This window comes from Vibrio breoganii (assembly GCF_001677275.1).
Lineage (GTDB): Bacteria > Pseudomonadota > Gammaproteobacteria > Enterobacterales > Vibrionaceae > Vibrio > Vibrio breoganii.
Genome location: NZ_CP016177.1, coordinates 2,198,754 through 2,212,667 on the forward strand (window position 1 = coordinate 2,198,754; position 13,914 = coordinate 2,212,667).

At 44.4% G+C, this 13,914-nt stretch carries 12 protein-coding genes; 4 read left to right on the forward strand and 8 right to left on the reverse strand.

Features of this window, described 5'->3' with window-relative positions; translation table 11 throughout:
- Window positions 1-88: 88 nt before the first annotated feature.
- On the reverse strand, window positions 89-1,003 hold the full coding sequence (locus A6E01_RS10140; protein WP_065210166.1) for a LysR family transcriptional regulator: 915 nt from the start codon (window positions 1,001-1,003) through the stop codon (window positions 89-91).
- 186 nt (window positions 1,004-1,189) lie between these two features.
- On the opposite strand from A6E01_RS10140, the gene A6E01_RS10145 reads away from it, so the two are divergent.
- From A6E01_RS10145 to A6E01_RS10155, 3 genes are read left to right on the forward strand one after another with little or no spacing between them, the layout of a single operon-like run.
- Entirely contained in the window at window positions 1,190-2,968 is a 1,779-nt protein-coding gene (locus A6E01_RS10145) for a sodium:solute symporter family transporter (RefSeq protein ID WP_065210167.1), read from the forward strand.
- 55 nt (window positions 2,969-3,023) lie between these two features.
- On the forward strand, window positions 3,024-3,575 hold the full coding sequence (locus A6E01_RS10150; RefSeq protein ID WP_017028316.1) for an acyltransferase: 552 nt from the start codon (window positions 3,024-3,026) through the stop codon (window positions 3,573-3,575).
- A gap of 1 nt (window position 3,576) precedes the next feature.
- The gene (locus A6E01_RS10155) at window positions 3,577-5,796 is read left to right on the forward strand and encodes a heparinase II/III domain-containing protein (protein WP_065210168.1); all 2,220 of its coding nucleotides are present in this window, start codon (window positions 3,577-3,579) and stop codon (window positions 5,794-5,796) included.
- 292 nt (window positions 5,797-6,088) lie between these two features.
- Here A6E01_RS10155 and A6E01_RS10160 read toward each other — a convergent pair whose 3' ends face one another.
- The 7 genes from A6E01_RS10160 to A6E01_RS10190 all read right to left on the reverse strand — a co-directional run bounded on the left by A6E01_RS10160 (window position 6,089) and on the right by A6E01_RS10190 (window position 12,686).
- Entirely contained in the window at window positions 6,089-7,231 is a 1,143-nt protein-coding gene (locus A6E01_RS10160; RefSeq protein WP_065210169.1) for a polysaccharide lyase family 7 protein, read from the reverse strand.
- 186 nt (window positions 7,232-7,417) lie between these two features.
- Complete coding sequence (locus A6E01_RS10165) at window positions 7,418-8,908, reverse strand: tripartite tricarboxylate transporter permease (RefSeq protein ID WP_017032720.1); 1,491 nt, start codon at window positions 8,906-8,908, stop codon at window positions 7,418-7,420.
- Between the two features lie 9 nt (window positions 8,909-8,917).
- Complete coding sequence (locus tag A6E01_RS10170) at window positions 8,918-9,364, reverse strand: tripartite tricarboxylate transporter TctB family protein (RefSeq protein WP_017028320.1); 447 nt, start codon at window positions 9,362-9,364, stop codon at window positions 8,918-8,920.
- 66 nt (window positions 9,365-9,430) lie between these two features.
- Complete coding sequence (locus A6E01_RS10175) at window positions 9,431-10,357, reverse strand: tripartite tricarboxylate transporter substrate binding protein (protein ID WP_017032721.1); 927 nt, start codon at window positions 10,355-10,357, stop codon at window positions 9,431-9,433.
- 26 nt (window positions 10,358-10,383) lie between these two features.
- Complete coding sequence (locus A6E01_RS10180; RefSeq protein WP_017028322.1) at window positions 10,384-10,857, reverse strand: hypothetical protein; 474 nt, start codon at window positions 10,855-10,857, stop codon at window positions 10,384-10,386.
- A gap of 346 nt (window positions 10,858-11,203) precedes the next feature.
- Window positions 11,204-12,265, reverse strand: coding sequence for an ACR3 family arsenite efflux transporter (gene arsB / locus A6E01_RS10185; RefSeq protein ID WP_017028323.1), 1,062 nt, complete (start codon window positions 12,263-12,265; stop codon window positions 11,204-11,206).
- An 85-nt stretch (window positions 12,266-12,350) separates the two neighbouring features.
- The gene (locus A6E01_RS10190) at window positions 12,351-12,686 is read right to left on the reverse strand and encodes an ArsR/SmtB family transcription factor (RefSeq protein WP_017028324.1); all 336 of its coding nucleotides are present in this window, start codon (window positions 12,684-12,686) and stop codon (window positions 12,351-12,353) included.
- A 236-nt stretch (window positions 12,687-12,922) separates the two neighbouring features.
- Between A6E01_RS10190 and A6E01_RS10195 the strand changes: the two genes are divergently transcribed.
- The gene (locus A6E01_RS10195; protein WP_017032724.1) at window positions 12,923-13,840 is read left to right on the forward strand and encodes a LysR family transcriptional regulator; all 918 of its coding nucleotides are present in this window, start codon (window positions 12,923-12,925) and stop codon (window positions 13,838-13,840) included.
- Window positions 13,841-13,914 lie beyond the last annotated feature (74 nt).

Genomic DNA, 13,914 nt, shown 5'->3' on the forward strand with positions numbered 1-13,914 from the left:
TTGTGATCAAGAGACAGGCTATCAGCTATCAGCTATCAGCTATCAGCTATCAAGAAAACAACCCAAACCATTGATATTCAATAAATAATCAAGATGCCGTCAGCATCTTCTGAATATCTTGAGCATGAGAGACACAATTATTCACCAAATGTCCTAGGGGCTCACTCATACCTTCTTTCTTGTAATAGATATACAGCGGAAGCGCCAGGCTGATTTCTTTTATTGGGATACATACACAGTTTTTATCAGCAACGAACTTGATGCATTGTGGTGCGATGGATATTCCTAGTCCTGACGAAACTGAAGTGACCAGATGTCGCATATTTTCAGGGTGAAAACTCACGTCCAGCGAGAAGCCTCTCTCTTGGCAGAGCAATGAGATGTGCTCAAACATTTCACTCCACTCAGAGCGACGAAACAGTATGAACTTTTCGCTGCGAAGCTCATTTAAACTTACTTCAGTATTATTCGCTAAAGGGTGATTGGCCGGCAAGATTGCCACCAGCTTATCGGTATAGATCTTTTCTACATTGAACACGCTGCCATCTAGTTGTGGCTGACGTCTTGAAAAAGCGATATCAATCTTGTTTTCCAGCAACCCATCTTGCTGTTCCTGAGCGGTCATCTCAAAAAGGTTCGTGGTTACCTTGGCATTGCTACTGGAAAATTCCCCCAGAATCTTTGGCAGGAAAAATGAGCAAGCAGTAGCCAGGTACCCAATATTAAGCACTGACTCTTTGGACTCCAACGCCTTACCCACCAACGCCTTTACTCGTTTATCATTAGCAATAATGGCCAAGGCTTCTGGTAACAACACCTCTCCGGCTGCGGTCAATTCTACCTGATGGGTGGTACGCAAAAACAACTTGGTTCCTAGCTCATTTTCCAAATCGGAAATATGACGAGAAACCGTAGGCTGAACGGTATTTAGCTCTCTAGCGGCCGCTGAAAAGTTTTTCAACTTAGCTACTGAAAGAAAGGTTTTAAGCGTCTTAATGTCCATGGGAGTTGGTCATTCGTTGATTGTATTATTGTTATACAATAATAATATTTCCACTCTATGATAAGCCTCCTTATGATGAAACGTGTGTTAGGTCTCAGACCACAATAAAAATGTGTCTACTCCACAAACAAGAAAAAAAGGATGTAGCTATGCCTCTCTACCCTATTACTACAGGAACCATTAAGCATGGATATTGATATTATTGTTGTACTCGTTTACTTCATTTTTCTCATCGGTCTCGGGTGGGTTTTCCGCTCTGCAGCCTCAAATACCAGTGAGTATTTTAGAGGAGGTGGCCGAATGCTATGGTGGATGGTCGGTTCCAGTGCCTTCATGATGGCATTGAGTGCAATGACCTTTACCGGCCTTATGGGCAAAGCCCTTACCAACGGTATGTCCGTCGCTGTTGTATTTTTCGCTAACGCTTTAGGTTACTTCTGTAACTACCTTTTCTTTGCAGCCAAAGCGCGTCAAATGCGAGTGATCAGTCCTCTGCAAGGCATCAGACTTCGACTTGGTGCGGTAAATGAACAAGTATTTACTTGGGCAAACGTTCCTCTCAGTGTTTTACAAGCAGCAATCTGGCTTAACGGTCTTGCTGTGTTCACTAGTGCTGTTATCGGCGTACCTCTAGAGCAAACCATTATCGGTGCAGGCTTAGTGGTATTGTTCATGTCATTGGTTGGCGGCAGCTGGGCCGTTATCGCTTCCGACTTTATGCAGATGATCATCATCACGGTAATGACCTTCATTGCTGCCATGGTTGCTATCTGGAAATCAGGCGGTGTAGGCAACCTACTTGAGGTAGGTCTACCAACGCAACAGCTAATTGGTGATGGCTACAGCTACAGTTACCTATTTGTTGGCTGGTTTATCTGTATCTTTGTTAAGCAATTCTTCAGTACCAATAACATGGTCGACTCTTACCGTTTCATTGCTTCTAAAGACACAAAGAATGCTCGTAAAGCAGCTCTACTCGCTTGTTCACTAATGATACTTGGTCCACTTGTTTGGTTCCTACCGGCTTGGTACGTAGCGGGCAATTACCCTGATGTGACTACATGGGGTCTAGAAGGCTTAGGCGACAAGGTTGCAGATGCGACTTACTACATGTTTGTTAAGAGTGAAATGCCAGTGGGTATGGTTGGTCTAATGCTAGCAGCTATGTTTGCAGCCACTATGTCTTCAATGGACTCAGCGCTGAACCGTAATGCGGGCATCATTCTTAAGAGTGTTTACGAACCATACTTCTGTAAAGACTTCTCTGAGAAAAACCTAATGAGAGCAAGTAAGGTTCTTACTGCGATATTCGGTATCGTGATCATCCTTACCGGTTTGTTCTTAACATCTCTAAAAGAATTCGGCCTATTCGACCTTATGATGTTAGTCGGCACTCTTGTTGGCTTCCCAGTGCTTATTCCATCAATCATGTGTTTCTTTGTGCGTAAAACGCCAGATTGGGCAGGCTGGGGTACTATCCTAGTCGGTATGTGTGTGTCAGCTGTGATCGCTTTTGTAATTACGCCAAACACGATTGAAACAATCCTTGGTCTTGATACGCAGCTTACCGCTCGCGAATTCTCTGAAATGAAGTCAGTAACACTGGGCGTAATTGGTCATATGTCGATTACTCTGCCGTTCTTTGTTCTATCTCGTTTCTTCTACAAAGAGCCATCGGCTGAGCGTGCCGCTGAAATCAACCAGTTCTTCAACAATGTTGATACTGAAGTGGTTGTTGAAGAGTCAGAGCAAAGCATTCTTATGGATAACAAGCAGCACATCATGCTTGGCAAGATGCTACTAACTGCATCTGTATTCTTAGCTATGTTAACGCTGGTTCCTAATCCACTTTGGGGTAAAGCGTTGTTTGCCATCATTGCGGGCATCATAGGCTTTATTGGATTCATTCTATTGCGCACGGTAAAGAAACCTGCCGAGCTTCAAGTTAAGCAAAGCTGCGCATAAAAATAACATTAAAACAGTAAGATAGGAGGGTTACCTCCTATCTATTGAGGTAAACATGTCAGTACAACAAAAATTCGGTGGGGAACTTACCGATGAAGAATTTCGCAAGTTCACCCTTTACACCACCCAAAGCAATAACGCTGCCGATGACAACACCCGAGCTCAGATAATGGGCTTCACAAACGAAGGTGTAAGAGTTGCTCCGGGAGCTATCGTTCGAATTGGTGATAAGCAAATTGGCGCAAATTCTTATATTGGACTGTACAGCTACATCAATGGTGATGTCACCATTGGTCAAAACATACTCATTGGCCCCCATGTTTCTATCGTTGCGTCGAATCACTTGTATGACCCAACAACGGATCATTTTAGCGCTCGCAGCAGCCTTGAAGAAGGCAAAGTAGAGATCAAAGACGGCGTTTGGCTTACCACAGGCGTTGTCATCACCCCAGGAGTCACCATTGGCAAATGCGCTCTGGTGTGCGCTAACTCGGTAGTGACTCAATCGGTGGAAGACTACCAAATTGTTGCAGGCTCTCCGGCAAAAGCGATTGGGGAAATCAATCCTGAAACGGGCGAATATCTTTGGTTTAAGAAGGAGCAATAGAATGTTGTCATTGCAAAGAAACCATGACTTTCAAGTATTTATGTCTCCAGGACATGAACAAGAGGTGCTTGTAAACCCACCAAGCTTTAACTGGCCTCAACCTAGTTATCATGACAGCTTTAGTATTGAATTAGAGCACACCAATAAACCTCTGCAGTGGTGTTGGGAGAACGTATCCTCTCCTTTCCAGTTGCCTTTCACGCTTCCAAATGGTGAATATCGTTGGCGCTTGGTTAATGCTGAGCATCAAGCGACACCTTGGTTTTCTTTTAGCGTCACTGAAAAGTCAGAAGACTACCTGGCGCCTACCGCCAAAGAATTATTTGAGCGCTGCCAACCTCACGAACAATTCTTGATGTACTTCGATGAGGATATCAACCACGTTCGTATCTCTTCATGGATGGCCTATGACAAGCTCAAGAAAACAGCGGAACTTGCCGACATTGACGCGATTACCTACCCGACTCATTACCGAAGAGGCGAGGAAGAAGGCAAACGCACAGCTATTGCGAATGTCAGAAAGTGGATAGATAGAGACCTTACCTCTCTAAGCTTGCTGTACAAGATTTGGGGAGATAAGCAAAGCGGTGAAACCGCAGTGTCTTTATTACTCAAGTTGGCAGAGTGGAGCCCAGAAGGTCCGGCATCACTGCTTCGTCCATGCACTTGGGGAGACGAGGTTGGTCTTTCTTTAGCTCGCAACCTTTACTTGGCATACCACTGGCTTGCGCCTCTTCTAACCGAAAGCGAAAAAAGCTTTGTGAGGCCTATGTTGGTTCGCATTGCTTATCAGATGGAGGAGCGATTAGAGCAAGATCAGTTCAAGCAGTTCCCTGGACACTCTCATACATCTCGCCTGCCAGCGTATCTTGGGGTAGCCGCTCTTGCACTGCACAAAGAGTTTGATCAAAGCGTCTGTGAACGCTGGCTTAACTACTCGCTAATGATCTACCGCGGTGTATTGCCATTTTATGGTGGCGAAGATGGCAGCTGGGCAGAGGGTCCATTTTATTCCTCATCTTACAGTAAGTGGTTCCATCCGTTCTTCCTTTCCGTTGAGCGAATCAGTGGCTTCTCTTTCTACAACCACCCTTTCTACAAGAACTACAGCAATTTTGCGATGGATTTTGTAGCGACCCAAGATGACATACACCCATTTGGTGATGGCTTCTGGTGCAAGCGAGATGGCGCCGAATGGCCGGGCTTCTTTGCTCAAAACCCGCTGCGAATCTACGCTGAACGCTTCGGCGATCGCGCAACTCGAGAGATGAGTTTAGAGCTTGAACAACAGATCTCGTCTTATGATTTACACCTGCTCGATGTAGTGCCAACGATCCCACAAATTAAGCACTCTGAACGACCTTTATTGAACCTAGACGAGAGCCAAGAATGTGACGGCATCTACAGCAAGTATTATGATTTTGCTGGACTGGGTGCCATCAAGAGCAAGCGTAGCTCTGTATTCTTTAGAGCCAGCCAATTCGGCAATAGCTCTCACCGTCACGCCGATCAAGGTAATATCGCCTTAATCGATTCACACACTAGCGTCCTGACGCCAAGTGGAAGTTATGGCTATCGTTTTGGCAGTGCCCATCACAGCGAATGGACCAGAACCACCAAAGCGCATAACCTGCCATTGATTGGTGGAAGAGGACAAATACTGGACGATGAGTCTGCAACCGCATCCGTTATCACCCATAAAACAGGGGCTAACTGGAGTGTTGTACAAATGGACTTAAGCCGAACTTACAGTGATGCAAAACGCTTTGTTCGAACCTTAGTCACCGTCGCAGATAAAGGCGTTCTCATCGTTGATAATATGAGTTTAGCTTCAGCGCAACCGGTGCAGTGGCGACTTCACTCTCCGCTAAATGCAGAGAAGAAAGGACAACACGTTCTTCTTAATAATGACGAGTTAGCATACACAGTAAAACTGTTAGCTGATGGGCTATCAGAGCCCTGTATAGAAATAGGCTATCAGGAAGAAACCTCTCTTCATGAATCTGTAGTCTCTGATGCAAACCAAGATATAAGACATATAGAATGGCAAGCGGCGCCTGCTGCTCAGCATACCTTTGTGGCGTGTTGTGAAAACAATCCTATCTATCACGATATGGATAATGCTGGTCTTTTGAAGGTTGATATTGGCGAAGGCATTATTGTCATAGATATTGATGGTGAACGCGTACAAAAGCAGGCTAAGCAAATTGAACTAGCTTAGAACTAGCCTCCCAGTTCTGACTACTAAAAAGCCAAGTGCGAGCAGACGCACTTGGCTTTTTTGCCTCTATAGTGACAGTACCTTCCTTAAGGAAAGGTGTAACTCAATGGATAAAAAAAGAGCCTGCAAAAGCAGGCTCTAAAAAAACGTGAGGAAACATTGAAGTGAATCATAGGTAAATCGCCATTGAAGACAGTTCAATCCCCGATTTCCTCACCGCTATCGAGACTCTAGCCCCCACCAGAAATCTCGACATGCTCTTTGACATTCGATGAATGTCAGTTAAACCGAATTATTGATCTAGGCTGAACTTGAAGAAGCTCACTTTAGAGTAATCGCCAGCTTCGATGCCGTTGTTTGCACAACCGCTTGAGCCAGTATTACATTGGTTGTAAGTACCTGCTTTGAAGTACATCCAGTCGTTTGCGTAGCCTTGGTCGTATTTGTCGCCTTGGTATTCACCTTTTGCTAGGTCAATATCATACGTCTTAACTTCTTGGTTTGGTTTGCCTGGGTTCTTAGTGAACGTTAGGTGCATGATATCACCTTCTACATTTACGTCGTACGAGAAGATCTCGCCCAGTTTGATACCCGTTACAGGATCTTCTGAACCTTGGCGCAGACCGCTTTGACCGAACACTTCATGGCGAATATCACGACGCTTGCTGTAATCGTCACCTAGAGCATTAGTTTCGTAGTTCCAGTAAATAGAGCCGTATTCATGCTCTGGCAGTTTACGGTACATGATTTTTAGAGGCTCGTTCTTCGAACCGTGGATTTGACCGATTACGGTAGCAAATGCACCATTTTTCTTGTAATCACCACTGGTACTTACCCAGTCAACCGACATGGTCGCACTCATGTGACCGCCAATCGCACCGTATGCTTCAGCATTATCTGTAGAAGCAATAGTGAAGTTGTTCTTTGGAGATGAGTAGTCATCAGAAAGCATCGCACGCAGTTCACTACGAGCATTCTTAGAGTTTGGTGTTGTCATTGCTTTGTTTGGAGAAGCAAACACCATAGCGCCAGTTATAGAATCAGTGTAGAACCACTCAGCATCAGAGAATGGGTTAGCCTTGTCATTCAACATAGGCTTGTAGATTTCCATTACCTTACCCGCACGCTCTGGCTTGTTATCGTCTCTTGGCGTATTTAGCTTGAACTTAGATAGATCGAAGTTTTCAGCTGGAACCTTGTTCACGTCTAAGTTGTACTGCACAGCCAGTTGCGGATCATTATTCGCTGAAGGAGCTTGCGTTGCAGACGGAGCTTGTTGTGTCGCAGATGCAGTATCGGGGGAAGAAGCTGTTGAGCAGCCTGCTAGGCCAGCAACGAGTGCTGAAACAACAACAGCAGCAATCTTGTTCTTTGTATGCATATTAACCTCTAGGTATTTATTTTTAGTGCCAAGAGAAACGGGAACAATACCCATCTCTTCTCTTAACGAGCGAGGGTCATAATGCACTAATATAATAATACAAGATATGAACAGGATCACGATCAGTAACATTTGCTGTCGAGATAATCTCAATCTTAATTTTCAATTATTGAGAACGAAAAAAGAGCCAGTGATTGCCTCACTAGCTCTTAGTATTAACACTCTGTTTTCGTTTACCGCTTAGGTATCTAACTGCATCTGCTTTTTCTTCTTCATCTTCATTGTCGAGTACACAGAAAAGACAGCTAACACAATAAAGGCTAAAGCAATCGGTCTTTCATACAGGAATGACCAAGAGTTATCGTACATCAGCAAGGCTTTACGCAGGTTGGTCTCCGCCATTGGACCAAGGATAATAGCGAGAAGTATTGGCGAAGATGGTATATCCATTTTGCCTAACACAAAGCCTAAAATACCAAAGGCAATCGCAATACCCACATCAAACATTGAGTTGTTAATCGCGTATGCGCCGACCACTGACAAGAATATGATGATAGGGATCATCAGCAACTTGGGCACCTCAATGATGCGACAGAAGAAGCGAATACCCACTAGGCCAACGATTAACATCACAATGTTAGCCACCAGCATTGAACTGAATACGCCGTACACCACCTCTGGATTCTGAGCGAACAGCAGAGGACCAGGAGTTAGACCTTGAACAATCAGAGCGCCCAATAGTACTGCCGCTACCGCATCACCCGGAACACCTAGTGTAAGTAAAGGAACAAGAGAGCCCCCTGTTACGCCGTTGTTACCCGCCTCTGCTGCGGCAAGGCCTCGTACAGAACCTTTACCAAATTCATCCGGATTCTTCGAAGAACGCTTCGCTTCGTTGTAACAAACAAATGCAGAGATGTCCGCGCCAGCGCCAGGAACAGAACCAATGGTTGTCCCCATCAGACCACTTTTAACTGCTGTAGGCATCATCTCTTTAAGATCTTGTTTGCTCAGCAATTTGTGATCAAATTTAGCAACTTTAGCTTGCTTCTCTTTTAGGATTTTTTCAATCTGGTTGATCGCTTCAGACAGTGCAAATAGACCAATCAGAACAGGAATTACATTGATCCCGCTATACAGATCCATCACGCCAAAGGTAAAGCGAGGCACACTACTAATTGGGTCTAATCCCACTGTTGAGATCAACAGACCAATAGTACCCGCCAATAGGCCCTTCAAAATATTCTGCGCTGAAACACTGGCAATGATGGTTAGACCAAATAGAGCCAATGCAAAGTATTCTGGTGCATTAAATCGCAATGCGAAGTTTGCTAGCAGTGGAGCAATAGCGATCAAAACGATTGTACTGATCAACCCGCCCACAAACGAAGCGATTGCCGAGATACTCAGCGCTCTCGCCGCTTGGCCTTTGGCAGCCAGAGTATGCCCATCAAGCACCGTTGCGGCTGAGGCCGGAGTGCCTGGTGTTTTCAGCAAGATAGCGGCAATGGAACCACCATAGATACCACCGATGTAGACACCGATTAGCATAACCAGCGCCGCTGTTGGCTCCATGCCAAAGGTAAATGGCAGAAGAATGGCCACACCCATGGTGGCGGTCAGGCCCGGCAACGCACCGAGTACGATTCCGCCCACAACACCAAAGATTAAAATAGGTAAAACAGCTGGACTGAACGCGGTCAGTAAGCCATTCAATAGATGCTCAATCATACCGCCTCCTTAATAAAATAGACCTTCAGGAAGTGCTATGTAGAACACCTCACCGAATAGGTAATAAACGCCAAATACAAAGGTCCATGCCACAACGTAATACAGTGGCTTCTTGACCTTGAACAACACAAGATAAACTGTGAATGCAACTAGACTCGCTAACAAGTAGCCAATCACGCTAATTAATAATGCATATCCAATCAGGAATATGACACCGAATACGGCCATTTTTGAGAAAATAACTGACTGTACTTCAGTGTTAGTAGATTTGAGTTTGTGTTGCACTAATAAGGCAATACAAATAATGATTTGAGCAACCGCAATGGCTGTTGGGAAAAATTTCGCATCGACGCTCGCGTCTTGAAAGCGAGGTTCTGCAAACTGTCCAATAAGAACCAAAATAACTGCGCTTAGGGCAATGATTAGGGATGGGAAGACAACATTTCTATTAATCATAATGCTACCCTTTAAAGCTAAACTTCAAAGAAGGAGGGAGCCCTAGCAAGAGCTCCCAGGTGGAAATTAGTTGATTAGAGCACCAAGGTTTTTAGTGTCTTGCTCAACAAAAGTAGTGAACTCTTCTGCATTCATGTTGTGGATAGTCATCGCACCTTTCTCCATGAATTCTTTGAATTCAGCAGATGCCATAGCTTCGTCGAATGCTTTGCCTAGAGTTTCGATAACTTCATCTGGAGTGTTTTTCGGAGCACCGATACCACGCCATGTACCCGTTACAACGTCAATGCCTTGCTCTTTTAGAGTAGGTACATCTGGGATGAACGAAATACGCTCTTCAGACATCACACCTAGTGCTTTAAGTTGACCCGAACGTAGCTGAGCAATAGCTTCACCTGGAGTAACCATAGTTACGTCAGTGTGTTTACCTAGTACCGCTGGGATTGCTTCTGATGCACCGTTGTATGGGATAGCGTTTAGCTTGATACCTTGGTCTTTTTCAAGAGCCATTAGGTAGAAGTTTGGCGCTGCTGTAGAAGCAAATTTAACCACACCGTCACCTTTCTTCGCTTCTGCGATAAGGTCATTGATTGTGTTGTATGGGCTGTCTGCAGAAACCAGTACTACTGCTGGATCAAGGTTAACCATGCGGATAAGTTTAAAGTCGCTAGCATCGTGTTGCATTAGACCCATTTGAGGTAGAGATGCAATCTCACGAGTGACCACTGTTAGTGTGTAACCATCAGCACGTTGCTGAGCACCAAAGCTCATACCCACTGCACCAGCACCACCTGTGCGGTTCATTACCGCAATGTTTTGACCAAGAATGTCTTTTGCAGAGTTAGCCAGAGTACGACCAACCGCATCGGTACCACCACCCGCACCAAAAGGTACAACTAAACGGATATTTTTGCTTGGGTAGTCCGCCGCAACAGCCGTTGCAGATACCATGATGCCTGCGGCAACAAGAAGGGATTTAAGAAGTTTGTTCATGTTAATTCCTTTTGTGTCAGTTTTAATTAGTTTCTAGTTGTTTGTGTAGGGTTACTTACTTTGTTGTTCTGGTACTCGGCCATGCACAACTGTTCAATTGCTACTGCAATCCAGCCACTGATTAGCATGTCGTACCATTGTTCAACACCACTGCAGCCAACCACTACGTCTCCATAAACAAATGAGCCATAGAAAAGCAGATCATCTTCGTTTAGTGACGCTGTATGTAGTGTTTGATTGGTGATATTTGCACGTGTATTGCGCCATGCTTGCTTGGCTTTTTTGCGTGCAAACTCATCAAAAGGGATAGTCCACTGCTCTGGATTACCTAGGGAGCTTTCAACCAAAATCGCTTCTTCGAATGATGTTTCCCAAGGCTTAACGCGTGGGTCCATGACAACGATATGAAGCTCTTTGCGATTGGTTCTTTCAAACAACCTTTCGATTGCGGGTGTTACTAATTCGATAGCATCCTTTGCTATTTCTGCATGACTTTTCATTGCCTAACCTCTGCTATAGACATTCACCTCATCGATGTATCTAACTATATTGTATGACATAAAAAACTAGCATGAGCGACGCGGTCAAATGATAACTAGATCACTTGCCCCTCTCTAAAAGGGTCTAAGAGATCGAATTTTTGAGGGTTCTTGCGATTTTTTATATGACACTGGTCACACAGGGGATTTTAGAAAAAGTGTGATGAGTAAGACGTTTGCAGGACTGATGTGAGCAGACGAAAGTGTATTTTTGCCAGTATCAGATCGAAAATGGAGTATTAAATGATTAAAAATGGAAGAATGTGTACTTAAAAGCCAATCAGTGACTGGCTTAATCTTTACACAATTATGCAGTTTTCACTTTGTACTTGGCCTTCATTCTCAATGCCACATTAACCAAAGCGATCAATACCGGCACTTCAATCAGAGGCCCAATCACACCAGCAAACGCCTGATCTGAGTTAATACCAAATACTGCAATTGAAACCGCAATCGCCAATTCAAAGTTATTGCCTGTAGCTGTGTAGGCAATAGAGGCATTCTTATCATACGGAATCCCCAATCGTTTACCGACAAAGAAGCTTACAAAGAACATCAATACAAAGTAGATAGCCAAAGGTATAGCAACGCGCACTACGTCCATTGGGAGCTCTAGAATCATTTCACCTTTAAGGCTAAACATCAGCACTATCGTAGCCAACAGAGCGATAAGCGTTATCGGCGAGATACGAGGGATATAGACCTCGTTGTACCACTGCTCACCCTTTGCTGAAACCAACAGTTTACGGCCTAGAAAACCCGCTAAGAATGGAATACCAAGATAGATGAATACGCTCTGTGCAATATCAGCCATAGAGATATCCACGACCATTCCCGTATACCCAAATATTGGTGGCAACACGGTAATAAATAACCAAGCCATGAAGCTATAAGTCACGATTTGGAAGGCACTGTTTAGGGCGACCAACGCCGCTCCGTATTCTTTGTTACCGCCGCCAATATCATTCCATACTAGAACCATTGCAATACAACGGGCTAAACCTATAAGAATAATACCGACCATGTAGCCAGGGTGATCACCCAAGAATGTCAAAGCCAGTACAAACATCAAGATCGGACCGACAATCCAGTTCATGACCAAAGAAAGCTTAATCGCTTGCTTATCTTGCGCTACTTTTCCAAGCAGGCTGTAGTCTACCTTAGCTAAAGGCGGATACATCATTAAGATCAGACCGATAGCCAAGGGGATGTTGGTGCTGCCCACTGACATCGCTTCATTAAGATCAGCCACCTCTGGATATACGGCGCCAATACCAACCCCAACCGCCATGGCCAAGAATATCCATAGGGTTAGGTATCTATCGAGAAAGCTCATCTTTGGTGAGGCGCTCGCTGCTGCTGTTGTCATCTGTGTATCTCTTTCGTTTATCGTCGAATGACGATTATTGTAATTAAAAAATAGTGTCTACTGAATCATTAGCTGCTTCATTTCACTAAAACAAACTATCAAAAAGTTCTTTCACTCTATGCATGGCTTGCGTCTCTATTCGATAGCAAACCTTAGGTGGCTTAGGCTCACTTCGAACCAACCCCGCCTGACGCAGAATTCGCAGATGCTCTGATACTGTAGATTGAGCTAAACCTAATTGCCCAACTAAATCCCCATTCAGGCAGCCGCCCTTTGTTTCGAGCTCGAACAATACCTTTAGGATTCGGACTCGAGCAGGATGAGCAATGGCCTTTGCTAAAGTCGCGAGTTCTTGTTCTCGCTTTGCATCCTCGTCTGAGATAACAGGTGCGATGCACTCTTGAGTCTGGCAACTGGTCATAATTATATTTCGACAATCGTGGAATGACGATTAATATACCGTTCCGGATTACATTCTGCAACTGAATATTTTCGATGCATTTTGAAAGAGAAATCGTCGCTATTAGATGAAAAGATAAGCAAACGTTTACATTTATTAATATTTCCGCAGTGAATACTTATTGAACTAAGTCATTTTAAGGAGCAAAATCAAAGTATCAAAAAAACTGATACTTATTTTTCATTTCTGAGGGTTGCATGTTCAAGTTTTCTCTAAAGCAAATCGCTGTATTCGACGCCGTTGCAAGCCATGAAAGTGTCAGTGCTGCCGCCAAGAAGCTCTCTATGACCCAATCAGCGGTCAGTATGTCTCTGTCTCAACTAGAGTCTGTCTTAGACCGCCCACTGTTCAACCGCCAGGGCAATAGATTAGTGCTAAGTCATTGGGGGCATTGGCTAAGACCAAGAGCCAAGCGCTTACTTCAAGACGCGAGACAGATTGAGTTTGGCCTTCATGAGCAGCACCTTATTAGTGGTAATTTAACTCTTTGCACTAGTCAAACTGCAGCAAAACACTTAGTTCCTGCTCTTATCAGCAAAATTGATAACGACTTCCCTGAAATGCGCATTGATTTGATGGTCGAAAATACAGAAAACGTGATCGATGCACTGCTCAACTATGACTGTGACTTAGGTATTATCGAAGGAAGAAACACGGATAGCCGTCTACAACAAGAACATTGGCTTGACGACGATTTAGTAGTGATTGCCTCACCTAATCATCCGTTTGCTCAATATAAACAAGTGACTCTTGCTCAGTTAGAACAAGCGAAATGGGTATTACGAGAGCCTGGTGCCGGTACTCGCCGCATCTTCGATGGCGCTGTTCATGGCCTTATCGACAATATTAAGGTGTGGAAAGAGTACGAGAGTATTCGAGTGATTAAATCACTGGTTGCTAACGGTAGCTACTTGGGTTGCGTACCTTATCTAGATATATTGCCTGAGCTTGAAAGCAATCAATTGGTAGTACTACCAACACCACAACTTAACATGCAGCGTGAGATATCGTTTATTTGGCGTAATGACAGTGGCGAATCACCACTTAGAGAATGTTTACTGTCTGAGGCGAGAAGATTGACCAGAGGAAGATCTTTCAAGCCACGCAAGGATTAACTCCCTGCGTGACCCAAAAACTTAGTTGTGCTTTTTTAAAAAGGGCTACACCTGCCCTATTTGCTGTCGCTTAG